This is a genomic window from Microbacterium sp. HD4P20, assembly GCF_019449275.2.
Classification (GTDB): domain Bacteria; phylum Actinomycetota; class Actinomycetes; order Actinomycetales; family Microbacteriaceae; genus Microbacterium.
Window position 1 is genome coordinate 331,576 of the sequence record NZ_JAHZQZ020000014.1, and the last position, 22,305, is coordinate 353,880.

Below are 22,305 nucleotides of genomic sequence, written 5' to 3' on the forward strand. Positions count from 1 at the left end.
GCCCACAGCTTCGGAAGATGAGCCCGACGGCACCCGGCGGAACGTCGAGACTGGCGCTGTGACTGCCGAAGGACCCTTGAGCGCCCACTATCGGATCGTGCGGGCCGTGCGTGCGCCCGAGGACGGGCCGTGGCCGGGCCGGCTCGTGCGCGCAGCATCGGGCGAGACCGGGGTGCTCGTCGACGCCGCCGTGCTCGGCAGCGCTTGGAGCGGATGGGATGCCGCGGCCGGGGGTCACATCCTGACACCGCTGGACATCGTCCGCAGGATCGACGGACACGACGTGTTGCTTCCCGTGTGCACCGAGCCGCTCGAGGCGTTCCTTCGACGCCGCGCGATCCGGATGCCGGTCGGCGCCGGCGAAGCGGTCACCCTCGCCGTCAGCGTGCTGCGGGGGTGCGCGGAACTGGCCGCGACCCCCGAGATCGCCGGGGAGTGGTGGCTCGATGACACCGGGCGACCGGTGCTCGCCTCCGAGCTCTCGTCCCGGCGCGCGTTGGACGCCGCCGCCGAGGCGCTCCGGTCCGTCGTCGTCGACGCGCGCCTCGAACGCGTCTGGGACCTCGCCCTCCGCGCGATCAGTGCTCAGCGTGTCTCGGCGCGCGAACTGCTCGACGCCGAGGACGCGCTGTTCGCCGCCGCAGCGCCTGAGCCGCTGACGACCGTGACGCTGAGTCCACGCAGCGCCGTCGATGCGGCACCGACATCGCGGGACACCGCCGCGGCCGTGGCCGCGGAACCGCCGCGCAGCACGTGGCAGACGCTCGTCGGCCACGTGGACGCCGACTTCGCAGACACCCTGTCGCGCGTGACGACCGGCATCTGGCGGCGCGCACGTGCCCGTGAACGACCACGGCGCGCGCCATGGGTCGTCGGCGGTGCGGTGGCCGCTGCCGTGCTCGCCGGTGGCGCTCTCTGGCCCGCCGCAGGTGGCGAGATCACCGAGGGGGAAGCCGCGCCGACGGCGCCCGCAGTGGAGCCGGCCCCAACCGGTCCGGCCGGTGCGGGAGCGGCGACGGAGGAATCCGTCCCTGAGACTGCACCTGACGCCACGACCGAGGCGCCCGCGCAGGATCTGGCCGCCGTGGGAGCCGCACTGCTGACGGAGCGCCTCGCGTGCGGTGACGACGAGACGTGCCTCGCGCGGGTCCTGTCCGACCCGTCGACGCCGCTCGGAAGCGGGGCCATCGACCTCGCCGCCTCCGAGCGCGTGGTGACGCTCCTGGACGATTTCGGAGACGTCGCGGTGCTCCGTGTCGACGCAGCGGACGAATCACTGCCGGCGCAGCTCGCCGTGCTCGTGCGCCAAGACGAGGAATGGCTGCTGCGCGACGTGCATGACGTCGCGCAGCAGCCGTAGTCGGACCGCCGGAGCGGATCAGATGCCGAGCTGAGCCTGGAAGTCGGCGGCCTCGAGTCGCGCCTTGACAGCGCCGAGGAAGCGGGCGGCGTCCGCGCCGTCGATGATGCGGTGGTCGTACGAGAGCGCCAGGTACACGTAGGAGCGCACCGAGATCGCGTCCTTGCCGTCCACCACGACGACGCCGGGCTTCTTGACGACGGCGCCGAGTCCCAAGATCGCCGACTGCGGCAGGAACACGATCGGAGTGTCGAAGAGCGCCCCGCGGGAGCCCGTGTTGGTCAGCGTGAAGGTGCCGCCGGCCAGCTCATCGGGCTTCAGCTTGTTGTCGCGCGTGCGGGCGGCGAGGTCGGCGATCTCACGAGCGAACTGCGCGAGGTTCTTGCCGGCGGCATCCTTCACGACCGGCGTGAGCAGGCCGCGCTCGGTGTCGACCGCGATCGAGATGTTCTCGCTGGCCGGGTAGACGATGTCGTTGCCGTCGACGGTCGCGTTGATGATCGGGAACGCCTGCAGCGCTTCGACCGCCGCGACCGCGAAGAACGGAAGGAACGACAGCTTGTCGCCCGTCTTGGCCTGGAAATCGGCCTTGACGGCATCCCGGTAGGCCGCCAGCTTCGTCACGTCCACCTCGACGACCGTCGTGAGCTGCGCGGTCGCCTGCATCGAGGCCACGGCTCGCTCGGCGATGACCTTGCGCAGGCGCGACATCGGCTGAGTGGTGCCGCGCAGTTCCGAGACCTCGAGCGCGGGAGCGGATGCCGCGGCGGGAGCGGGGGCGGATGCCGCCTCCGCGGCCTTGAGCACGTCCTCCTTGCGGATGCGCCCGCCGACCCCGGTGCCCTTGACGGTGGCGAGGTCGACACCCTGCTGCTGAGCGAGGCGACGCACGAGCGGGGTCACGTACGCCACGCCGTCGGAGTCTTCGCTCGACCCGAGCGACGGCGCCGAGGCAGCCGGTGCTGCGGGAGCAGGCGTGGTCTGGGCGGCCGGTGCGGCTTCCTTGGTGGGCGCGGGCGCTGCCTCGGCAGCCGGCGCGGCCTGCGCTTCAGGCTCTGCTGCGGCCTCGGGCGCGGGGGCGGGCTCAGCAGGAGCCTCGGCCTTCGCGGGAGCCGGTTCCTCGTCCGGCGCTGCGCCCGCCTCGCCGATACGGGCGAGCGGCGATCCGACCGCGATGGTCTCGTCTTCCTGGACGAGGATCTCCTGGAGCACCCCGGCGAACGGCGAGGGGATCTCGGTGTCGACCTTGTCGGTCGATATCTCGAGCAGCGGCTCGTCGACCGCAACATCGTCGCCGACCTTCTTGAGCCAGCGGGTCACGGTTCCCTCGGTCACGCTCTCGCCTAGTTCGGGCAGGACGACGTCCTTGCCGTCGGCGGCGGGCGCGGGCGCTTCGGCGGCGGGCGCGGGCGCTTCGGCTGCGGGCGCGGGAGCCTCGTCGGCGGGCGCGGGAGCCTCGTCGGCGGGCGCAGCGGGCTGCTCGGCGGCGGGAGCCGGCGCAGGGTCGGGCTCGGCGGATTCGGCGGCGGGCGTCTCGGGCGCTGCCTGCGCACCGGAGCCGTCCCCGATCTTGGCCAGCACGGCGCCGACCTCGACGGTCTCGTCCTCTTGGACCAGGATCTCCTCGATCACACCGCTGACGGGCGACGGGATCTCCGTGTCGACCTTGTCCGTGGAGATCTCGAGCAGGCCCTCGTCCGCCTGGACCGTGTCGCCGACCTTCTTGAGCCAGCGGGTGACCGTTCCCTCTGTGACGCTCTCACCGAGAGCGGGGAGGACCACGGAAGTGCTCATGACGATGTCTCCTTCGGAATGGATATCGGATCTAGCTTAGTGATGGCGGGGGCGCCCCTGGGCGTCACAGGGCGTGCAGCGGTTTGCCCGCGAGCACGAGGAACGCCTCGCCGAGGGCCTCGCTCTGCGTCGGGTGCGCGTGGATCAGCGGCGCGATGTCTTCGGGGTGCGCCTCCCAGCCGACGGCGAGCTGGCCCTCGGTGATGAGCTCGCCGACCCGGTCGCCGATCAGGTGGACCCCCAGCACCGGACCCGCCTTGGCGCGGACGACCTTGACGAGGCCGCTCGTGCCCAGGATCTCGCTTTTGCCGTTGCCGGCCAGGTTGTACTCGTACGCCACAATCCCTTCAGACCCGTGGGTCTCGGCTGCTTGAGCTTCGGTGAGACCGACGGACGCGACTTCCGGGTGGCTGTACGTCACCTTCGGGATCTGCGCGTCGGGCACGACGGCGGGCGACAGCCCGGCGATCTCCTCGGCGACGAAGATCCCCTGCTGGAAGCCGCGATGCGCCAGCTGCAGCCCCGGAACGATGTCACCGACTGCCCAGACGTGATCCACCGCGGTGCGCAGACGATCGTCGGTGACGACGAAGCCGCGGTCGAGGCCGACGCCCGCCTCCTCGTAGCCGAGGCCTGTCGTCACCGGCCCCCGTCCGACCGCGACGAGGAGATAGTCCGCCTCGAACGACTGCCCGCCCTCGAGGGTCACGGTGACGGCGTCGGCGGTCTGCGCGGCGGACTGGAAGCGCACGCCCAGCGACGAGGCGATGCCGCGGCGCCGGAACGCCCGCTCCAGCCCTTTGCTCAGCGCGATGTCCTCGTTGGGTACCAGGTGGTCAAGCGCTTCGACGATCGTCACCTCGGCGCCGAAGGAGCGCCAGACGCTGGCGAACTCCACGCCGATGACCCCGCCACCGAGGATGACGACGCGACCGGGGACTTCGTCGAGCTCGAGCGCCTGCTCGCTCGTCAGGATCCTTCCGCCGATCTCCAGTCCGGGCAGCGTGCGGCTGTAGGACCCCGTGGCCAGGATGACGTCGGCGGCGCGGTAGACATCGTCGCCTACCCGCACCGACGGTCCGCCCTCGAGCCGGCCCTCGCCGTGCACGACCGTGATCCCGCGCGCCTTGACAAGGCCTTCCAGCCCCTTGAACTTCTTGGCGACGATGCCCTCACGGTAGGCGCGGACGCCGGCCGGGTCGATGCCGTCGAACGACGCACGGATGCCGATGGCCGAGGCATCCCGTGCCGTATCGGCGACTTCCGCCGCATGCAGCAGAGCCTTCGTCGGGATGCATCCGCGATGCAGGCAGGTGCCCCCCACCTTGTCCTTCTCGACGAGGGCGACGGACTTTCCCAGTTCCGCGGCGCGCAGCGCGGCGGCGTACCCACCGCTTCCGCCGCCCAGGATCACCAGGTCGAAGCTGTGATCGGTCATCGGGTCTCCTCTGCAAGGGCCAGGCGGATGAGGCTGCGCACGGTGGCAGCCGTCGGTCCCTTGTCGACGTGGCCGTAAGCGCCGCCCTTGTTCATGCCCACTCCGGCGATGTCCAGATGCACCCACGGGATGCGCGGGGAGTCGGCATCTTCTCCGACGCGTCCGACGAAATGCTGCAGGAACAGGCCGGCGAACAGCGACCCGCCGGCGGGATCGCCGATCTTGGCGTTCTGCAGATCGGCGATCGGCGAGTCGAGCTCGTCGACCATGTGTAGCGGCAGCGGCAGCTGCCAGGCAGGCTCGCTCGCCTCCGCAGCGGCCGCGAGGTACTCGGCGACCGCCTCGTCGTCGCCCATGACGCCGGCGTGGCGCGTTCCGAGAGCGATGGTGATGGCGCCGGTGAGGGTCGCGACATCGATGAGGAGGTCGGGCTTCTCGCGGCTCGCGGCGACCAGTCCATCGGCGAGCACGAGTCGTCCTTCGGCATCGGTGTTCAGCACTTCGACCGTTGTGCCGTCGAGCATGCGCAGCACGTCGCCCGGGCGAGTGGCGCGACCCGACGGCATGTTGTCGGCGATGCACAGCCACGCGGTCAGCTTCACGGGCGCACCGATGGCGGCGACACCGCGCAGCACGGCCAGTACCGTCGCCGCCCCGCACATGTCGTACTTCATACCCACCATCGAAGCGGCCGGCTTCAACGAGAGGCCGCCGGTGTCGAAGGTGATGCCCTTGCCGACGAGCGCGATGTGACGGCGTGCGTCGCTCGGGGCGTATTCGAGCCGCACGAGGCGAGGCGGTCGGTCAGACCCCTGCCCGACACCCAGGATGCCGCCGTAGCCCTGTGCCCGCAGCGCGACCTCGTCGAGCACTTCGATCGTCACCGCGAGGTTCTCGACGGATTCGGCGGCGCGCTCGGCGAAGTCTGCGGGGCCGAGCCATTCAGCGGGCGTCGAGACGAGGTCCTTCACCAATGCGACCGCGGAGGCCGTCTCGATCACGATGGCGAGGGCGCGGTCGTCGGCGGGGGCCGTGCCATGCACGATGACGCGCGAGGCGCGGGCCTTCGGCGGGTCGGTCTTGTAACCGTCGAAGCGATAGCCCCCGAGCGCAGCGCCTTCGGCCGTCGCCGTCCACAGCGCGGCGTCGGCGAACGGCGTGGCGACAGCGACCGTCGCGAAGCCGGTCAGGATCCGGATCGCCGCGCCGATCGCGTCGCGCAGGGCCGCGGCATCCGGTGCGGTGCCGGTCCCCACGACCGCGAGAGGACGAGTGGTCGTCTCCGGGGCGTGGACGCGGACCAGGGCCCCCACTGCGCCGGTGAATCCCACTGCCAGGAGCGCCTCTCGAAGCCCGGGCCAGTCGGCGAGATCCGGGGCCTCGTCACCCTCGAGCGGGGGAAGCCCCAGCACGAGCGCGTCGGCGTCGGTCTCTCGGATCGGGACAGTGCGGTACTCGAGGTCGGGAAACGACATGACGTCCATCCTAGGGACGCGACGTGTTCGCTCTGAGCGCCACTGTCGCGACCCGGCTCCCGCGCGCTGCTCGTACCATGGACGCATGCCCTTTCCCGGTCCGCTTTTCGAGCGTTCGGCATCTGCGCCGCCCGTCCCGCGCGGGCTGCCCTTGGTCATCGCCCTCACCGGATTCACCGACGCGGGCAGCGCCGTCAGCCGCGTGATCGACTATTTCCGAGACGAACTGTCGCCGACGCCGCTCGTGGTGTTCTCCAACGATGCGCTGCTGGATTACCGCGCGCGGCGCCCGCTGGTCTCGTTCGAGAAGGACCACCTGACGGACTACCGTCCGCAGCGGCTCGAGCTGTCGTTCGCGCACGACGCGCTCGGCCAGCCGTTCCTGCTGCTGGCGGGGTACGAGCCGGACTTCGGGTGGGATGCCTTCGCCCAGGCCGTCCTCGACTTCGTCGAGGCGTTCGGCGTATCGACCGTGACGTGGGTCCATGCGATTCCGATGCCGGTGCCGCACACGCGTCCGATCGGGACCACGGTCAGCGGCACGCGCGCCGAGCTGACCGAGGCGCACTCGGTCTGGCAGCCGCACACGCAGGTGCCGGCGACGGCGGGACACCTTCTGGAGTACCGTCTCTCGGCGGCCGGGGTTCGGATCGCAGGGTTCGTCCTGCTGATCCCGCACTACCTCGGCGACACCGAGTATCCCGCCGCCGCGCTGGCGGCCTTGGACAGCCTCACGGTCGCGACCGGGCTCGTGTTCGCCGGCGACGAGCTGCGCGATGAGAACCGGGATTACCTCACGAAGGTGAGCGAGCAGATCGAGGGCAGCGAAGAGCTCGCGCGAATGGTGCAGGGCCTGGAAGAGCGGTACGACGCGTACATGGCCGGCTCGACACTGGCGACGCCCATGGTCCACATGGGAGATCTGCCCAGCGCCGACGAACTGGCCGCTGAGCTCGAGCGATTCCTCGCGACGCGTCCGGGCGACGACGACAAGCGCGGCAGCTGATTCGGAATGCCCCGGCGGGCCAGGGCGTTGCACCTCGAAGAGATAGAGGTGCGCGAGCTGGCAGGGGTGATGCTGGCGGCGCACGGCAAGTATGAGATACTGGATGCCCTGACCCGTTGTCAACCGTCTCGGTGAGGCTTCTCATCGAAACGTGGACTTGACAAGGGTCTTACTAGTGTCCGAAATCGACCGGGGCGTGAGGCGAACGCCCACCGGTGAAAGGCGAAACGTGACTCCAGGCACGAACACCAAGGCCCGCGCGGCCGCGAAGGACACCGAGGCGGAGGAGGAGACGACGACGCCCACCGCGGCGAAGGCTCCCGCCAAGACGCCTGCCAAGAAGGCGCCTGCCAAGAAGGCCGCTGCCAAGGGCAAGGCGACCAAGACCGCTTCCGCGCGCGCCACGAAGACCGACGACGAGTTCGAGGATGACGTCGAGGTGATCGACGAGGACGTCGAGCTCGAGTCGGCCGACGATGTGGCCGAGGTCTCCGCAGACGACTCCGAGCAGCCGGCGAAGGGTGAGGCGAAGGCCGCCGGCGATGCCGCCGGTGCGACCGACGACGACGAGGAGGACGAGGAGAGCACCAAGCCGGCGTTCACCGAGCCTCTTCCCACCGGAGCGATCGTCATCTCCTCGAGCGACGAGGACGACGTTCCCGTCTACTCGACACAGATCACCGGTGCCACCGCCGATCCTGTCAAGGACTACCTGAAGCAGATCGGAAAGGTCCCGCTGCTGAACGCGGCCGAAGAGGTCGAGCTCGCGATGCGTATCGAGGCGGGCCTGTTCGCCGAGGAGAAGCTCTCGCACATGTCGACGGCCGAGAAGTCGTCGCAGCTGGGCCTGGATCTGCAGTGGGTCGCCCGAGACGGCCAGCGCGCGAAGAGCCACCTTCTGGGCGCCAACCTGCGCCTCGTGGTGTCGCTCGCCAAGCGGTACACCGGGCGCGGCATGCAGTTCCTGGACCTGATCCAGGAGGGCAACCTCGGCCTCATCCGCGCCGTCGAGAAGTTCGACTACACCAAGGGCTTCAAGTTCTCGACGTACGCGACGTGGTGGATCCGCCAGGCGATCACGCGCGCGATGGCCGACCAGGCCCGCACCATCCGTATCCCCGTGCACATGGTCGAGGTCATCAACAAGCTGGCCCGCGTGCAGCGGCAGATGCTGCAGGACCTCGGGCGCGAGCCCACTCCCGAGGAGCTCAGCCGCGAGCTGGACATGACTCCCGAGAAGGTCATCGAGGTGCAGAAGTACGGCCGCGAGCCGATCTCGCTGCACACGCCGCTCGGTGAGGATGGCGACAGCGAGTTCGGCGACCTCATCGAAGACACCGAGGCCGTGGTTCCCGCCGATGCGGTGGGCTTCACGATGCTGCAGCGTCAGCTCGAGTCGCTCCTGGACTCGCTCTCGGAGCGTGAGGCAGGCGTCATCCGCATGCGCTTCGGGCTCGGCGACGGACAGCCGAAGACTCTCGACCAGATCGGCGACACGTTCGGGGTGACCCGTGAGCGCATCCGCCAGATCGAGTCGAAGACGATGGCCAAGCTCCGCCACCCGTCGCGATCGCAGTCGCTGCGGGACTACCTCGAGTGAGTGAGGCGAACGCCGGCAAGGCGCTCACCGTCTCGATCGAGGGCTCGTCCTACGCCCGCATCCCGATCCGCACGCGGGTCGTGATGCCGGGTGACGACCTCGATGCATTCGTCCGCGAGTACGCCGAAGAGATCGTGAGACCCGACGACCTCCTCTTCGTCACCGAGAAGATCGTCGCGATCACCCAGGGCCGCTCGTACCTGGTCGACGACATCGAGCCCCGCCGGCTCGCGCTGTTCCTTTCGAAGTACGTCACCCGCACGCCGTATGGAATCGGTCTGGGCATGCCCGAGACGATGGAGATGGCGCTGCGGGAATGCGGCACCATCCGCATCCTGTTCGCGGCTGCTGTGTCGGCCGTCACGAAGGCGTTCGGACGCAAGGGCGACTTCTATCGCATCGCCGGCGACAAGGCCCGCGCGATCGACGGCCCGACCAGCGGCACGATTCCGCCGTACAACAAGGCTGTCGTCCTGGGTCCGGAGCGTCCGCGCGAGGTCGCCCGGCATCTGAAGTCGCTGCTGGGTGGCGTTCCCGAGGTCGCCGTGGTCGACATCAACGACCTCGGCGGCAACATTCTCGGCTCGACGCTCGACAAGGCGGGGGAGAAGCGCCTGGTCGCGATCCTCAAGGACAACCCGCTCGGTCAGGGCCATGAGTCGACGCCGCTGGGCGTCGTCCGCGCGGTCTGACGCTTCTGTCGGAGGGCTGGCCCGCAGTGCTCTGCCCTCTGACGTCAGAAGCCGATCGCGGCGCGATAGCGCGGCTTGTGCCCGGTACGGATGCCGGTGACGCTCGGCTTGTTCTCGTAGACGCCGGCCCCCCAGTTGCCCTCCACGAGCACGGGTCCCTCGGGAGTGACCACGATGTCCCACCCGACGTACTGCACCTGCGGCACGACACGCGCGACCTCGTCGACGAAGGCACGGACTTCGTCGATCATCGGCAGCCGGAAGTCTGCGATGACGAAGCCGCTGTCGGGATGCCGCTCGTGTACATGCCCGTGTGAGTCATAGCCGGGCCCGACGGCTTTCCCGTCGTCGTCGAGCATCGTGTAGAAGCCGCCGAACGACATCTGATCGCTCACGGCGCCACGGCCGAACTTCTGAGCCATCGCCAGAATGTGCGTCTGCTTTCCGTCGAAGAACGCCGTCACGCGCGTGGTGTTGACCGTTCCCGGACAGACGGCGGCGATGTCCTCGTGCTGCCGGATCACCTCTTCGAGCAGCAGCTCTCCACGTTCGAGCAGGCCGCGATGGAACACATCCCAGTCCTCGACCTCTTCGGCCCGATACCGGTGCACCCCGGTTCCGGCTTGGCCGACCGGCTCCTTGGTGACCACGGTGCCGTGGCCTTCGACGAACGCGCGCACGGCGTCGGCATTGCCCCGTTCGACGACCATCCAATCGCGGCGGAGGAAGTCGCTGAAGATACCGTCGAACTCCACCTTGTCCTGGAAGACGTGGCGGAAATCAGGGTGGTCGTACTTCTGCGACAGCTGGTTCGACACCGGGTGCGTCATGTAGGTCTCGCGCTCGGCGCGGCTGAGGATCGCGAAGTCGTAGTCGACGTAGTCCTGGAAACCCACCTGGCGGAAGCCCGCCGACCACAGCATGTCGGCCAGCACGACGGGCGTCCACCGCCCGTGATCGCGAGCGCTCTCTTTGGCGCGGGCGAACACCGACCCGACGTCGATGCGGCGGGCTCGGCCGGCGAGATAGCGAAGGCGGGGCGCGAGGCCGAGGCCGTGAGAGGGCATGCGTACTCCGGGTCGGGAACGGGGGACCCGGATAGTCTAAAGGCGTGAGTTCCCCCGACCCTGGCCGCGACGTGTGGGCGGACAGGGCAGTTGCTTGCAGCTCGCCCGTGGCATGGATCTCACGCTCGGCGCTGTCCGCGAACGCGCGCTTGGCCTGGGGCGATGGCCTGCGTCTCTTCTCGCCCTCGATCGTCGAAGCGGATGCATGGGGGCACGGCGCAGGTCTGGTGAGCGAGGTGCTCGCCTCCGAGGGTTTCGTCCCGGCTGAAGAGCATCGGCGATCTTCTGCCGCTCGCGACTCCCCGCCGCCCGTCGCGGAGCGCGGTGCCACACTCTCGCCCGAGACGCTCTTCGGGCTGCCGGGTGGCTCCGAGGCCACGAGACCGGCCCTGCGGCTGACCGGTACCGTGCTGTCGGTGAAGGACCTGCGTGCCGGTGAAGGGGTGTCGTACGGCTTCGCGTACCGCGCACCTGTCGACACCCGGGTCGCGCTCGTCACCGGCGGGTACGCGCAGGGGATCGTGCGCGCCCTCGGCGGCACGGCGGACGTCGCGATCGCGGGGGAGCGCCATCCGATCGTCGGGCGTGTCGCGATGGATGTGTGCGTCGTGGAGATTCAGGATGCCGCTGCCCGGCGCGCCGACGATGTCCTCTTCCTCGGCGACCCCGCACGGGAAGAGCCATCGCTTGCGGGTTGGGTGCGGGGGACGGGCCTGCGTCCAGCGGAACTGATCACCACCGTGGGTTTGCGGGCGATCCGCCGGGAGGCGCCATGACCGCACGGCTTCACGTCGACCTCGCGGCGCTCGCGGCGAACATCACCCGTGTACGAGCGACGGTGGGCCCCGCCGAACTCATGCTCGTGGTGAAGGACGACGCGTACGGGCATGGGCTGGAGCCCGTCGTGCGTCGCGCCGCGGCGTCGGGCGTCCGCTGGTTCGGGGCGTTCGACGTGCGCACCGGCACGGCTGTACGCGCGGCTGCGGGCGATGACGCCAGGATCTTCGCCTGGATCGCGGCGTCGCGGGCCGACCTCGATGCCGCCCTCGCCGGTCGGCTCGACCTGGGCGTCGGTGACGCCGAACTGCTCGAAGAGCTGGCGGATGCCGCACGCGAGCGCGGCGTGACGGCGCTCGTTCATCTGAAGATCGATACGGGCCTGCACCGCAACGGCGTACGCCCGGAGAACTGGCCGACGTTCGTCGGGCGGGCCGCCGAACTCGAAGCCGAGGGCGTGATCGAGGTGGTGGGCGTCTGGAGCCACATCGCCGAGGCATCCGACGCCGAGGACGACCAGGCGCGCGTCCTGTTCGAAACGGCGCTCGGCCAGGCGTCGGCGGCCGGGCTTCGCCCCGTCCTGCGCCATCTCGCGGCGAGTGCGGCGTCCTTCGCGCGTCCGGAGTTCCGCTACGACCTGGTCCGTGTGGGGGCGTTCTGCTACGGCATCCGCTCCGCCGGGGGACCTCCCGCAGAAGAGCTCGGGCTGGTCCCGGTCGCACGGCTCGAAGCCGATGTGGTCCAGGTGACACGAGACGAGGTACGCGTCGGGCTCGGCGCGCTGGACGGGTTGCCGTCGTCGTTGCAAGGCCGCGCATTCGTGGGTACGCCGGCCGGGGCTCGCTCGCTGCGGTCCATCGGCGACCGCGAGTCTGTGGTCGCCGGCTGGCCGGGCGCGACCGCTACTGACATCGTGACGTTCTTCGGTCCGGGCCGGCGAGGAGAGCAGGCCACGACCGATCTGGCCGAACTGATCGGCACCATCGGGGAGGAGATCGCCGTCAGGATCTCTCCGCTCGTCCCCCGCCACTACGACGGGGACTGAGCCGGATCAGACGGTCTCGGTCAGGCGGGCCGTCTCGTCGTGCCACGACGTGGCGATCGAGCGGAGCTTCTCTTCGTACTTGCGCCCGTGGTGCGCGCAGAACAGCAGCTCACTGCCGTTGACCTCGGCGGCGATGTAGGCCTGAGCGCCGCACGAATCGCAGCGATCCACCGCGGTGAGACGGTATTCGAGGACGGCGGTCTGCTCTTGGGTAGTCGATAGCGTGGTCATCTCGGTGCCTCCTCGTATGCGTAGAACTCCGTCGCGGTCATGAAATACAACCACGTCCAGGTTCGGAGAATGCCCGGAAGCCTCCACATTTCGCTGAGCGCGTACGCGCGGGGCCGCGGACGCGTGTCGCCGCGGTCCCGTCGTCGCCCGCGATTACGATGAGAGATTGTGACCGCCGAGTACTCTGCCCATCATCTCCAGGTGCTTGAAGGGCTCGAGGCGGTCCGCAAGCGCCCGGGCATGTACATCGGCTCGACGGACTCTCGCGGCCTCATGCACTGCCTGTGGGAGATCATCGACAATGCCGTCGACGAGGCATTGGGGGGTCACGGCACACGCATCGATGTAGTGCTCCACTCCGACGGCAGCGTCGAGGTGCGCGACCGTGCCCGGGGCATCCCGGTGGACATCGAGCCACGCACCGGGCTCTCGGGCGTCGAGGTCGTTTTCACGAAGCTCCACGCGGGCGGCAAGTTCGGCGGCGGCTCGTACGCGGCATCCGGCGGGCTCCACGGCGTGGGCGCCTCCGTCGTGAACGCGCTGTCGGAGCGACTGGATGTCGAAGTCGATCGAGGCGGCAAGACGTGGGGGATGTCGTTCCATAGGGGCGAGCCCGGAGTCTTCGCCAACGGCAGCCCCAGTTCGGTCTTCACACCCTTCGAGAAGAGTTCCGAGTTGCGCGTGGTCGGCAAGGCCGCCCGCGGCGTCACCGGCACCCGCATCCGGTATTGGGCAGACCCGCAGATCTTCACCAAGGACGCCGCGTTCAACGTCCAGGAACTCGAGCAGCGGGCTCGTCAGACCGCGTTCCTGGTTCCGGGACTTGAGATCGTCATCAGCGACGAGCGCGGCGAAGAACCCGTCGAGACGAGCTATCGCTACGACGGAGGCATCTCGGAGTTCGCAGAATTCCTCGCACCCGACAGCGCCATCACCGACACCTGGCGACTGACCGGCACCGGCACCTTCACCGAGACCGTGCCGGTGCTGCAGCCGACGGGCGCGATGGTCCCCACCGAGATCGAACGCGAGTGCCACGTGGATGTCGCGGTGCGCTGGGGCACCGGCTACGAGACCGCGACGCGATCGTTCGTGAACATCATCGCCACGCCCAAGGGCGGCACGCACCAGACCGGCTTCGAGCAGGCGCTGATGAAGGTGCTGCGCACGCAGGTGGAGCAGAACGCCCGGCGCCTGAAGGTCGGAAGCGACAAGCTTGAGAAGGACGACATCCTCGCCGGACTCACCGCCGTCCTCACGGTGCGTCTGCCCGAGCCCCAGTTCGAAGGGCAGACGAAGGAGGTGCTCGGCACGCCGGCCGTCCGCCAGATCGTGACCAACGTGGTCACCCGTGAGCTGACGGCACGCTTCACCTCCGCCAAGCGCGACGACAAGGCCCAGACGTCGCTGCTGCTGGACAAGGTCGTCTCCGAGATGAAAGCGCGCATCTCGGCGCGTACGCACAAGGAGACACAGCGACGCAAGAACGCGCTCGAGTCCTCGTCGCTTCCCGCCAAGCTCGCCGACTGCCGCGCCACCGATGTGGGCGAGTCCGAACTGTTCATCGTCGAGGGTGATTCTGCGCTCGGCACGGCGAAGCTCGCGCGCAACAGCGAGTATCAGGCCCTCCTGCCCATCCGCGGCAAGATCCTCAACGTGCAGAAGGCTTCTGTCAGCGACATGCTCTCGAATGCCGAGTGCGCCGCGATCATCCAGGTGATCGGCGCGGGCTCAGGGCGTTCGTTCGATCTCGACACCGCGCGCTACGGCAAGATCATCCTGATGAGCGACGCCGACGTGGACGGCGCGCACATCCGGACGCTGCTGCTCACGCTGTTCTTCCGCTACATGCGCCCCCTGATCGACGACGGGCGCGTCTACGCGGCGGTCCCGCCACTGCACCGCGTGGTGGTGATGAACCCCGGAACCAAGCCGAACGAGACGATCTACACCTACTCCGAGCAGGAGCTGCACACTCTGCTCACCAAGCTCAGCAAGGCCGGCAAGCGCTGGCAGGAACCGGTCCAGCGCTACAAGGGTCTGGGGGAGATGGACGCCGACCAGCTCGCGACCACCACGATGGATCGTGCCGGCCGCACACTGCGGCGCGTGCGGATGCAGGATGCTGAGGCCGCCGCCTCCGTCTTCGAACTTCTCATGGGCAACGACGTCGCACCGCGCAAGGAGTTCATCGTCGACTCCAGCGACCGCCTGGCGCGGGACCGCATCGACGCGTGACGCGGAGGAGCGCTCGCTAGCGGATGCCGGTGCCCACGGCGCCGATGACGCCGTCCAGCGGCACGCCCGAGGCATCACGCTTCGCCTCGCCGGGCGGCAGCGCGCGCGTCGCACCGTCGGTGCCCACGGCCCGCGGTTCGGTTCCGACCCAGGCGAGAGTGAGAGCGTCCTCGCCCTTCAGCAGGCGCTGAGCCCGCACGCCGCCGGTCGCCCGGCCCTTGGCGGGGAACTCACTGAACGACGACACTTTCGCGCTTCCGGCATCCGTCCCCGCCAGGGCGGTCGTGGAACCAGCGACAGTGACGACCACAGCCTCGAAGTCGGACGGACCGACGACGTCGAACGCGATCACCTGCGCGCCGTCGCTCAGGCGGATGCCCGCCATGCCGCCGGCTGATCGGCCCTGAGGGCGCACCGACGACGCGTCGAAGCGCAACAGCTGCGCATCGCTTGCGACGAAGACCAGCTCGGCGCCGTCCGAAGCCGGTGCGGCACCCACCACACGGTCGCCGTCCCTGAGCGCGATGATCTCGATGTCGTGCTTGGTGCCGAGCTCCGTGGCGGAGACCCGCTTGACGATGCCCTGTTGGGTGCCCACCGCGATGGGCGGTGTGTCGGTGAGCGGCACCACCGCGACGACGTGCTCGCCGCCGGACAGCCCGAGGTACTGGTCGGCGCGGGTGCCGGCCGCCAGCTGGACGGAGTTGCCGGGCACCGAGGGCAGGTCGACGGGCGAGAAGCGGATGAGACGCCCCGCGCTGGTCACCGCCCCCACATCGCCACGCGTCGTCGTGTCGACCGACGAACGGACGGCGTCATGCTTCGAGCGGCGCGAGGGCGGCACGATCCCGCTGCTCGCGGCATCCGCCGACAGCACCGCACGCACCATGCGGCCGGTCGCAGAGAGGAAGACGCGGCACGGTTCGTCCGCGATCTGGAGGTCGGCGGCCGCGGCGGCGGCGCGAGAGCGCGGCGCGACCGGTCCACCGTTGAGCAGAAGAGTCCGACGCGGGGTGCCGAACTGCTCGGCCGCGGCATCCAGTTCGCGGGCGACCTGCGCGCGCAGGAGCACGTCGCTCGCGAGCAGCGTCTCGAGCTCGGCGATCTCGGTCTTCAGCTTGTCGCGCTCGGCCTCGAGTTCGATGCGTGAGAACTTGGTGAGCCGGCGCAGCCGCAGCTCGAGGATGTACTCCGCCTGCAGCTCCGACAGATCGAAGACGTCCATCAGGCGTCCGCGCGCCTGCTCGCCGTCGTCGGAGGTACGGATGACCTGGATGACCTCGTCGATGTCGAGGATCGCGATCAGCAACCCCTCGACGAGGTGCAGCCGCTCTTTGCGTCGCGCAAGGCGGAATCGGCTGCGTCGCGTGACGACGCTCAGCCGATGGTCGAGGTAGACGCGCAGCAGCTCCTTGAGTCCGAGCGTCTGGGGCTGCCCCTCGACGAGCGCCACGTTGTTGATGCTGAAGGAGTCCTCGAGCGGCGTGAGCCGGTACAAGTGGTCCAGGACCGCCTGCGGGTCGAATCCCGTCTTGATGCCGATGACCAGGCGCAGACCCTTGTGCCGGTCGGTGAGGTCCGTGACGTCGGCGATGCCCTGCAGCTTTTTCGCGGTCACGGCGTCTTTGATCTTCTCGATGATCCGCTCGGGGCCCACGAGATACGGGAGTTCGGTCACCACGAGCCCGGTGCGGCGGGGCCCCAAGGGCTCCACCGCGACCTTCGCGCGCGTGCGGAAGCTTCCGCGCCCGGTGGCATAGGCATCCTTGATGCCGTCCAGCCCGACGATGATCCCGCCGCCGGGAAGGTCGGGCCCGGGAACGAACTCCATGAGCTCTTCGACGGTCGCGTCGGGATTCTCGAGCAGATGAGTCGCAGCCCCGACCACTTCGATGAGGTTGTGGGGAGCCATGTTGGTCGCCATGCCGACCGCGATCCCGGTGGTGCCGTTGACGAGCAGGTTGGGGAACGCCGCGGGAAGCACCTCGGGCTGCTGGAACTGGCCGTCGTAGTTCGGGATGAAGTCGACGACGTCTTCGTCGAGGTGCTCCGTCAACGCCAGCGCCGACGGCGCCAATCGGGCCTCTGTGTAGCGGGGAGCGGCGGGCCCATCGTCGAGCGACCCGAAGTTGCCGTGACCGTCGACCAGAGGCACCCGCAGCGAGAACGGCTGCGCGAGGCGGACGAGCGCATCGTAGATCGGCGCGTCGCCATGCGGATGCAGCTTTCCCATGACCTCGCCCACGACGCGCGCGCTCTTGACGTGTCCTCGGTCGGGGCGCAGGCCCATGTCGGCCATCTGGAAGAGGATGCGCCGCTGCACCGGCTTGAGGCCGTCGCGCGCGTCGGGGAGCGCGCGAGAGTAGATGACGGAGTACGCGTACTCGAGGAAGGACGTCTGCATCTCTGACGAGACGTCGACATCCTCGATGCGGCCGTGGTCGGCGGGGACGGGTTCGGTGCGGGAAGCGGGCATAGACGAATGGGGCCTCGGGTGACGGAGGAGCGGCAGGGGGCTTCAGGCGGTGTGCGAGACTGGCCCCGATGTCCCTCAGCCTACCCGCGGACCCGCCCCACGCCCGGAGCCTCACCCGTGTCGTGCCCGAGATCTCGGCGGCGCTCGACGGCCGCTCGGACTGGTTCGGCCCGGCGCGCAGCGCGATCGTGTGGGTGCTGGACGGGCTGGGCGCCCACAACCTCGCGGCGCGAGCCGGACACGCTCGATTCCTCGCTGGAGCACGCTCGAAGAAGGATGCCGCACGGACCGTCTTCCCCTCGACCACGGCGGCGGCGCTCACGAGCCTGCTCACCGGTACGATGCCCGGTCAGCACGGTCTGGTCGGCTACCGCGTCCGCGTCCCGGGCACCGACGATGTCGTCAACCAGCTTCGCGGCTGGGACACCGACGGACTGCCGCTGTCGTTCCAGCGCGCCACGTCGCTCGCCGATTCGCTGGGCCGGCCGTTCTTCACCGTCTCACGGACCGAATACGCCGGCACGGGATTCACCGCCGTGACACTCGGCGGCGCCGCGTTCCACGGGGTCGACGATCTCACCGATCGCGTCCGCCTCGCGGCCGACCTCGCGGCGCGGCATCCGGGATCGATCGTCTATCTCTACGCCCCAGACCTCGATTCGATCGGGCACAAGCGCGGCTGGGAGTCGGGTGACTGGATCTCGGTGCTCGAGAGCGTCGACGCCGCCGCGCGGACGCTTGCCGCGTCGCTCGCGCCCGGTATCGGCGTCGTGGTCACCTCGGACCACGGGATGGTCGACGTGCCGCGGCATCGCCACGTGCTCCTCGGCGAGTCGGACGCCCGACTTGCCGGCGTGCGATTGATCGGGGGCGAGCCCCGGATGCTGCACCTCTACGCCGAGCCGGGGGAGGAGGCCGCCGTGCTCGCGCGATGGCGCGAAGCCGAAGGTTCGCGATCGTGGGTCCTGTCGCGAGCCGAGATCGTGGCGTCGGGCCTGATGGGCGTCATCGATCCGAGCGTGATCGAGCGGATCGGCGATGTGGTCGTCGCACCGCGCGCCGGCATCGCGTACTACGACGATCGTCTGGCCGACAAGGCGCCACAGCGGATGGTCGGCCAGCACGGATCGCTGACCGACGAGGAACGGATCGTGCCGCTGATCCGCCTCGGGGCCTTCGCCTGAGGGGGCGCGCGGCGCTCAGTCCTCGGTGCGTGCGCCGAAGACGATCTCATCCCACGAAGGCATCGACGTTCGACCTTTGCGGCGCCCCGCCTCGGCGACCGCGGGGGCGGCAGCGGGGTAATCCGGCGAGGCATCGGGCGACTCGGTCTCGTCCTCCGCGGGCACGCCGTCGTATCCGGGTTCGAGCGCGTCGAACAAGGCGACAGGCGCCGTTCCGCGCGTCGGGGCGGCCATCTCTTCGGATCCGGGGAGCGGCTCGCGCTGACCACGACGACGGCGCAGCGCCTCGAGCAGATCGGCCGTCTCGGCCGAGGTGACGAGAGGCTCGTCTGCGCGCTTGATGGCAGCCTGCTGCACGGCAGGCGCCGTGGGGGCCGGGAGATCGGGCGACTCGAGATCCGCGTCAGGAAGCCGCCGCGGACCGAAGGCGCCGCTGTCGAAGCGGGAGTCGTCTTTCGGCGGCGCGCTCTCGAGGGCGCGCAGGCGCGGTATCAGCCCCTCCGGCAGCGATCCCTGACGCGAGAGCTGGATCGCATCGGCGTTCAGGGGCGACAACGTGCTGCGGCGCGGGTCGAAGCCCCACCGCGCATCGTGCTCGACATCCTTCGAGGCGAACTCCAGCTTGATCACCCAGCCGGTCGGTTCCTTCCAGCTGGTCCAGCGTTCGCCGGTGGCGCTGGCTTCGGCCAGCTTCGCCCGCACCGCCGAGCCGAAGGTGGCGTGGCCCTCGACATCGAAGTCGCCGCCGAGGAGCACCGGCACCGCGAGCGCCTGGCCGACGATGTGCTCACGCTCGGCCAGCACAGGGCCCTCGAAGCGGGTGACGTCCTCGACGCGGGCGCCGAGCATCTCGGCGACCTCTCTGGCCGACAGACCGGCACGGATATGGGCCTGGATCTCACGCGGACTGGGACGATCCGCCTGTGGGTCTGCATCGCGGTCACGACGGGTCCGGCGCAATTCCGCGCGGAGCACCTCGTCGACCACGAGAGAGAACCTGTCGCCCGAGTCGGTCGCCAGGATGAGCTTGTCGTCCTCGGTTCCGATGACCTTGAGCTGTTCCATGCGAAAAGCCCCTCCGATCCCTGCGTGTGGCCCCATGGTGTCACAGCGGGTCGCGTGCGCCGGGAATATCCGGCGCGTGGCGCGAGTTTCACGCCACGCACCGACGAGCCCGACCGGATCGCATTTGCGAAATGACAGGCGGTCGTGCAAACTATCGCCGCCCCGCAAGGGCGAGCGCAACCCGCGATCCCGGAAGTAGAGACCTTCACGAATGGCCACCGATTACGACGCCCCCCGCAAGACCGAGGACGACAGCGAGTCGATCGAGGCTCTGAAGGAGCGCGTGCCCGACAAGCTCTCGGGCTCTGTCGATGTGGAGGACTCCGACAACCCGTCCGGCTTCGAGCTGCCCGGCGCGGACCTGTCCGACCTCGAGCTCGATGTCGTTGTGCTGCCTCCGCAGGAGGACGAGTTCACGTGTGCGAACTGCTTCCTCGTGAAGCACCGCTCACAGCTCGATCACGACAGCGCCGACGGGCCTATCTGCTCGGAGTGCTCCGCGTAACCTGAGCACGTCTCACCGCGGCGGCGAGGCGATCCGGCGTTCGCGACGAGATCGTCCACGCCGTCGTCGGATCGTCGGGGTCGGTCACCGGAATCACGACGACTCCGTCGATCCCGCCCCGGATGAGGTGCCAAGATCGGGGATCCAGGCCCGCGCCGCGGGCGTGGCGCGCGGCATCCCCGAGGTGCACCTCAGGCACGCCGAGGAACTCCACACCGATGTGCGCGCGACCGGTGCGTAGCTCGCCGCCCCGCACTTCGACGACGGGAGACGCCGCGAGCAGCAGTCCGATGATCGCAATGCCGACGACCGCGCCGATCACGAGCGCGATCGTCGTATCGATCGGCGAGAACACCAGCGCAGCCATGGGCGCGGCGATGGCGGCCGAACCGAGGATCCACAGCGATGGGCCGAGCCTCTCACGATAGACGTCGGCTCCCACACTGCGCGCTGTCTTCTGCATTACCCTCGTTGGGTGACTGAAACGGTGGACGTCCCCATTATCGCCCCCGAGGTACCCGCGTACGCCCACCCCGGTGATGCGGGGGCCGATCTGGTGTCATCGGAAGCGCTGCGCCTGGCGCCCGGGCAGCGCGCGCTCGTGGGCACCGGCGTGCGGATCGCCCTCCCCGAGGGCTACGTCGCCTTCGTCGTTCCGCGCAGCGGGCTGGCCGCCAAGCACGGCATCACGGTCGTCAACGCACCCGGAACGGTGGATGCCGGCTACCGGGGGGAGATCAAGGTCATACTGCTCAACACCGACACCGAACACGCACACGACATCGCTGTGGGCGATCGCATCGCCCAGATGATCGTGATGCCCGTGCCACGCGTGCGATTCATCCCGGTGGATTCACTGAGCGAGAGCGCACGGGGCGAAGGCGGCTTCGGCTCCACCGGCTACAAGAAGGACGGAGTCCCCGCATGACAGACCCCACCCCCACCGACGCGCCCCGCAAGGTCGCCCCTCTCGACCGCACCGAAGCGGGACCGTTCGACGAGTCCGAGGCCAACCCGGTGCGGCCCTACATCGACCTCGGGGGAATCAAGATCCTTCCCCGGGAGGGACTGAACCTGCGGCTGGAGGTCGAGGAGCAGACCAAGCGCATCGTGGCGGTCGGCCTCGACTACGCCGACTCCACGCTCCAGGTGCAGCCGTTCGCAGCACCCCGCTCGGCCGGGCTGTGGGAGGAGACGCGCGAGCAGATCCGCCAGCAGATCCGCCAGCAAGGCGGCCGGGTCGAGGAACGCGAAGGCCCTCTCGGGCCTGAGCTCCTCGCCGAGGTGCCGGTCGTCTCGGGGCCGGACGGCACCGCCGGCAAGCGGCTCGCCCGCTTCATCGGGGTCGATGGGCCCCGCTGGTTCCTTCGCGGCGTCATCGGCGGTGCGGCGACGAGCGATGTCCACGCGGCGGCGAAGGTGGAGGAACTCTTTCGTTCGATCGTCGTGGTTCGCGGCGGATCCCCGATGCCACCGCGCGATCTCATCCCGCTGCGGATGCCGGCCACCCCGGGCTCCGCGTGAGCGAGCGGCCCGATGTGACGCCGCCCGGGCCGGAGCCCGAGCCGACGTCGGCGTCCGAGGTGTTCGGAGCGGCACTGGGAAGTGCCGCTCGGCGCGCCGGGCTCGATCCCGCCGAGAACAAGAGCACCGGTCACGTCGTGTGGACCGCGATGGGGGGCTGGCGCGGCATCCTCGAGTCGGTTCTGCCGGGCCTGGTGTTCATCGTCGTCTACACCGTGACGATCGATTCGGGCACCGGCGACGGCAACCTCTGGCTCGCGCTGGGGCTGTCGGTGGGAATCGCCCTGGTCTTCACGGTCGTGCGCCTCCTCTCCCGGCAGCCGGTCACCGCAGCGATCGGCGGCCTGGTCGCGGCCGGAGCCGCCGCTGGCTTCGCCGCGTTCACGGGCGAAGCGGGCAACAACTTCATTCCGGGCTTCATCACCAACGCCTTGTACGGCTCGGCGTTCTTGATCTCCGCCCTCGTGGGCTGGTCGCTGATCGGCCTCGCGGTGGGCTTCCTGATGGGCGAGGGCACGGCGTGGCGCTCCGACCGACGCAAGCGGCGAGCCTTCTTCTGGCTCGCGATCGCGTGGGCGTCGCTGTTCGCCGCGCGCCTGCTGGTGCAGCTGCCGCTCTACCTCGCCGATCTGGCCGGTGAGCCGGGGGCGATCACGGCGCTCGGCACGCTGAAGCTGGTGATGGGCCTTCCCCTCTTCGCCCCGCTGGTGGCGGTCACCTGGCTCGCGGTCCGAGCGCTCTATCCACCCTCGGTGAAGTGATACATTTATCTTGATATCGAGATAAATTCTTCCCCGGCGGATTAGGTCGACCTCACTAGCCGACGAC

At 69.4% G+C, this 22,305-nt stretch carries 20 protein-coding genes; 12 read left to right on the forward strand and 8 right to left on the reverse strand.

What is annotated here, in order from left to right; all coding sequences use genetic code 11:
- The first annotated feature begins 58 nt into the window (after positions 1 to 58).
- The gene (locus K0817_RS09835) at positions 59 to 1,360 is read left to right on the forward strand and encodes a hypothetical protein (RefSeq protein ID WP_219981270.1); all 1,302 of its coding nucleotides are present in this window, start codon (positions 59 to 61) and stop codon (positions 1,358 to 1,360) included.
- 18 nt (positions 1,361 to 1,378) lie between these two features.
- Here K0817_RS09835 and sucB read toward each other — a convergent pair whose 3' ends face one another.
- The 3 genes from sucB to K0817_RS09850 form a co-directional block, all read right to left on the reverse strand.
- Positions 1,379 to 3,154 (reverse strand): 2-oxoglutarate dehydrogenase, E2 component, dihydrolipoamide succinyltransferase, encoded by a 1,776-nt coding sequence (gene sucB, locus K0817_RS09840; protein WP_219981271.1) that lies wholly within the window; start codon positions 3,152 to 3,154, stop codon positions 1,379 to 1,381.
- Positions 3,155 to 3,218: 64 nt separating this feature from the next.
- Entirely contained in the window at positions 3,219 to 4,592 is a 1,374-nt protein-coding gene (gene lpdA / locus K0817_RS09845) for a dihydrolipoyl dehydrogenase (RefSeq protein WP_219981272.1), read from the reverse strand.
- Entirely contained in the window at positions 4,589 to 6,067 is a 1,479-nt protein-coding gene (locus K0817_RS09850; protein ID WP_219981273.1) for a leucyl aminopeptidase, read from the reverse strand. The genes lpdA and K0817_RS09850 overlap by 4 nt, the downstream gene beginning before the upstream one ends.
- Positions 6,068 to 6,152: 85 nt before the next feature.
- Here K0817_RS09850 and K0817_RS09855 point away from each other — a divergent pair, with 85 nt between their 5' ends.
- The 3 genes from K0817_RS09855 (at position 6,153) to K0817_RS09865 (ending at position 9,365) form a co-directional block, all read left to right on the forward strand.
- Positions 6,153 to 7,073, forward strand: a complete 921-nt coding sequence (locus K0817_RS09855; protein WP_219981274.1) for a proteasome assembly chaperone family protein — start codon at positions 6,153 to 6,155, stop codon at positions 7,071 to 7,073.
- A 229-nt stretch (positions 7,074 to 7,302) separates the two neighbouring features.
- A complete protein-coding gene (locus tag K0817_RS09860) occupies positions 7,303 to 8,673 on the forward strand; it encodes an RNA polymerase sigma factor (protein WP_219981275.1) in 1,371 nt (456 codons plus the stop codon).
- Positions 8,670 to 9,365 (forward strand): coenzyme F420-0:L-glutamate ligase, encoded by a 696-nt coding sequence (locus tag K0817_RS09865; protein WP_219981276.1) that lies wholly within the window; start codon positions 8,670 to 8,672, stop codon positions 9,363 to 9,365. The genes K0817_RS09860 and K0817_RS09865 overlap by 4 nt, the downstream gene beginning before the upstream one ends.
- Positions 9,366 to 9,409: 44 nt before the next feature.
- Here K0817_RS09865 and K0817_RS09870 read toward each other — a convergent pair whose 3' ends face one another.
- Positions 9,410 to 10,432, reverse strand: coding sequence for a sugar-transfer associated ATP-grasp domain-containing protein (locus K0817_RS09870; RefSeq protein ID WP_219981277.1), 1,023 nt, complete (start codon positions 10,430 to 10,432; stop codon positions 9,410 to 9,412).
- Positions 10,433 to 10,476: 44 nt separating this feature from the next.
- On the opposite strand from K0817_RS09870, the gene K0817_RS09875 reads away from it, so the two are divergent.
- Together K0817_RS09875 and K0817_RS09880 are read left to right on the forward strand one after the other, a co-directional pair.
- On the forward strand, positions 10,477 to 11,208 hold the full coding sequence (locus tag K0817_RS09875; protein WP_253735288.1) for an alanine racemase C-terminal domain-containing protein: 732 nt from the start codon (positions 10,477 to 10,479) through the stop codon (positions 11,206 to 11,208).
- Positions 11,205 to 12,254: an alanine racemase gene (locus K0817_RS09880; RefSeq protein WP_219981278.1), complete on the forward strand. Its 1,050-nt coding sequence runs from the start codon at positions 11,205 to 11,207 to the stop codon at positions 12,252 to 12,254. The genes K0817_RS09875 and K0817_RS09880 overlap by 4 nt, the downstream gene beginning before the upstream one ends.
- A 6-nt stretch (positions 12,255 to 12,260) precedes the next feature.
- On the opposite strand, the gene K0817_RS09885 is transcribed toward K0817_RS09880, so the two are convergent.
- Entirely contained in the window at positions 12,261 to 12,485 is a 225-nt protein-coding gene (locus K0817_RS09885; protein ID WP_219981279.1) for a hypothetical protein, read from the reverse strand.
- A 168-nt stretch (positions 12,486 to 12,653) separates the two neighbouring features.
- Here K0817_RS09885 and K0817_RS09890 point away from each other — a divergent pair, with 168 nt between their 5' ends.
- A complete protein-coding gene (locus K0817_RS09890) occupies positions 12,654 to 14,723 on the forward strand; it encodes a type IIA DNA topoisomerase subunit B (RefSeq protein WP_374209541.1) in 2,070 nt (689 codons plus the stop codon).
- A 16-nt stretch (positions 14,724 to 14,739) separates the two neighbouring features.
- Here K0817_RS09890 and K0817_RS09895 read toward each other — a convergent pair whose 3' ends face one another.
- Positions 14,740 to 17,199 (reverse strand): DNA topoisomerase (ATP-hydrolyzing) subunit A, encoded by a 2,460-nt coding sequence (locus K0817_RS09895; protein ID WP_219981280.1) that lies wholly within the window; start codon positions 17,197 to 17,199, stop codon positions 14,740 to 14,742.
- 68 nt (positions 17,200 to 17,267) lie between these two features.
- Between K0817_RS09895 and K0817_RS09900 the strand changes: the two genes are divergently transcribed.
- Positions 17,268 to 18,383 carry an alkaline phosphatase family protein gene (locus tag K0817_RS09900; protein WP_219981281.1) on the forward strand — a complete coding sequence of 372 codons (1,116 nt, stop codon included), beginning with the start codon at positions 17,268 to 17,270 and terminating at the stop codon, positions 18,381 to 18,383.
- Between the two features lie 15 nt (positions 18,384 to 18,398).
- Here the strand turns inward: K0817_RS09900 and sepH are convergent, their stop codons facing one another.
- Positions 18,399 to 19,448 carry a septation protein SepH gene (sepH, locus tag K0817_RS09905; RefSeq protein WP_219981282.1) on the reverse strand — a complete coding sequence of 350 codons (1,050 nt, stop codon included), beginning with the start codon at positions 19,446 to 19,448 and terminating at the stop codon, positions 18,399 to 18,401.
- Between the two features lie 211 nt (positions 19,449 to 19,659).
- Between sepH and K0817_RS09910 the strand changes: the two genes are divergently transcribed.
- Entirely contained in the window at positions 19,660 to 19,953 is a 294-nt protein-coding gene (locus K0817_RS09910; RefSeq protein ID WP_219981283.1) for a DUF4193 domain-containing protein, read from the forward strand.
- On the opposite strand, the gene K0817_RS09915 is transcribed toward K0817_RS09910, so the two are convergent.
- The gene (locus tag K0817_RS09915; RefSeq protein WP_219981284.1) at positions 19,928 to 20,416 is read right to left on the reverse strand and encodes a DUF3093 domain-containing protein; all 489 of its coding nucleotides are present in this window, start codon (positions 20,414 to 20,416) and stop codon (positions 19,928 to 19,930) included. The genes K0817_RS09910 and K0817_RS09915 overlap by 26 nt on opposite strands.
- A gap of 12 nt (positions 20,417 to 20,428) precedes the next feature.
- Here K0817_RS09915 and dut point away from each other — a divergent pair, with 12 nt between their 5' ends.
- Genes dut through K0817_RS09930 form a run of 3 tightly spaced genes read left to right on the forward strand, consistent with a single transcriptional unit; the run spans position 20,429 to position 22,238 of the window.
- Positions 20,429 to 20,881 carry a dUTP diphosphatase gene (dut, locus tag K0817_RS09920; protein WP_219981285.1) on the forward strand — a complete coding sequence of 151 codons (453 nt, stop codon included), beginning with the start codon at positions 20,429 to 20,431 and terminating at the stop codon, positions 20,879 to 20,881.
- Positions 20,878 to 21,477, forward strand: coding sequence for a DUF3710 domain-containing protein (locus K0817_RS09925; protein ID WP_219981286.1), 600 nt, complete (start codon positions 20,878 to 20,880; stop codon positions 21,475 to 21,477). Before dut ends, K0817_RS09925 begins: the two co-directional genes overlap by 4 nt.
- Entirely contained in the window at positions 21,474 to 22,238 is a 765-nt protein-coding gene (locus tag K0817_RS09930) for a DUF3159 domain-containing protein (protein WP_253735289.1), read from the forward strand. Before K0817_RS09925 ends, K0817_RS09930 begins: the two co-directional genes overlap by 4 nt.
- Positions 22,239 to 22,305: the final 67 nt, after the last annotated feature.

Bases quoted from the DNA above. Each gene is read 5' to 3' on its own strand.
- K0817_RS09895 (WP_219981280.1), bottom strand. From the start codon at position 17,199: ATGCCCGCTTCCCGCACCGAACCCGTCCCCGCCGACCACGGCCGCATC.
- sucB (WP_219981271.1), bottom strand. From the start codon at position 3,154: ATGAGCACTTCCGTGGTCCTCCCCGCTCTCGGTGAGAGCGTCACAGAG.
- K0817_RS09900 (WP_219981281.1), top strand. From the start codon at position 17,268: ATGTCCCTCAGCCTACCCGCGGACCCGCCCCACGCCCGGAGCCTCACC.
- K0817_RS09915 (WP_219981284.1), bottom strand. From the start codon at position 20,416: ATGCAGAAGACAGCGCGCAGTGTGGGAGCCGACGTCTATCGTGAGAGG.
- sepH (WP_219981282.1), bottom strand. From the start codon at position 19,448: ATGGAACAGCTCAAGGTCATCGGAACCGAGGACGACAAGCTCATCCTG.
- K0817_RS09910 (WP_219981283.1), top strand. From the start codon at position 19,660: ATGGCCACCGATTACGACGCCCCCCGCAAGACCGAGGACGACAGCGAG.
- K0817_RS09870 (WP_219981277.1), bottom strand. From the start codon at position 10,432: ATGCCCTCTCACGGCCTCGGCCTCGCGCCCCGCCTTCGCTATCTCGCC.
- lpdA (WP_219981272.1), bottom strand. From the start codon at position 4,592: ATGACCGATCACAGCTTCGACCTGGTGATCCTGGGCGGCGGAAGCGGT.
- K0817_RS09885 (WP_219981279.1), bottom strand. From the start codon at position 12,485: ATGACCACGCTATCGACTACCCAAGAGCAGACCGCCGTCCTCGAATAC.
- K0817_RS09850 (WP_219981273.1), bottom strand. From the start codon at position 6,067: ATGTCGTTTCCCGACCTCGAGTACCGCACTGTCCCGATCCGAGAGACC.
- K0817_RS09925 (WP_219981286.1), top strand. From the start codon at position 20,878: ATGACAGACCCCACCCCCACCGACGCGCCCCGCAAGGTCGCCCCTCTC.
- K0817_RS09880 (WP_219981278.1), top strand. From the start codon at position 11,205: ATGACCGCACGGCTTCACGTCGACCTCGCGGCGCTCGCGGCGAACATC.
- K0817_RS09855 (WP_219981274.1), top strand. From the start codon at position 6,153: ATGCCCTTTCCCGGTCCGCTTTTCGAGCGTTCGGCATCTGCGCCGCCC.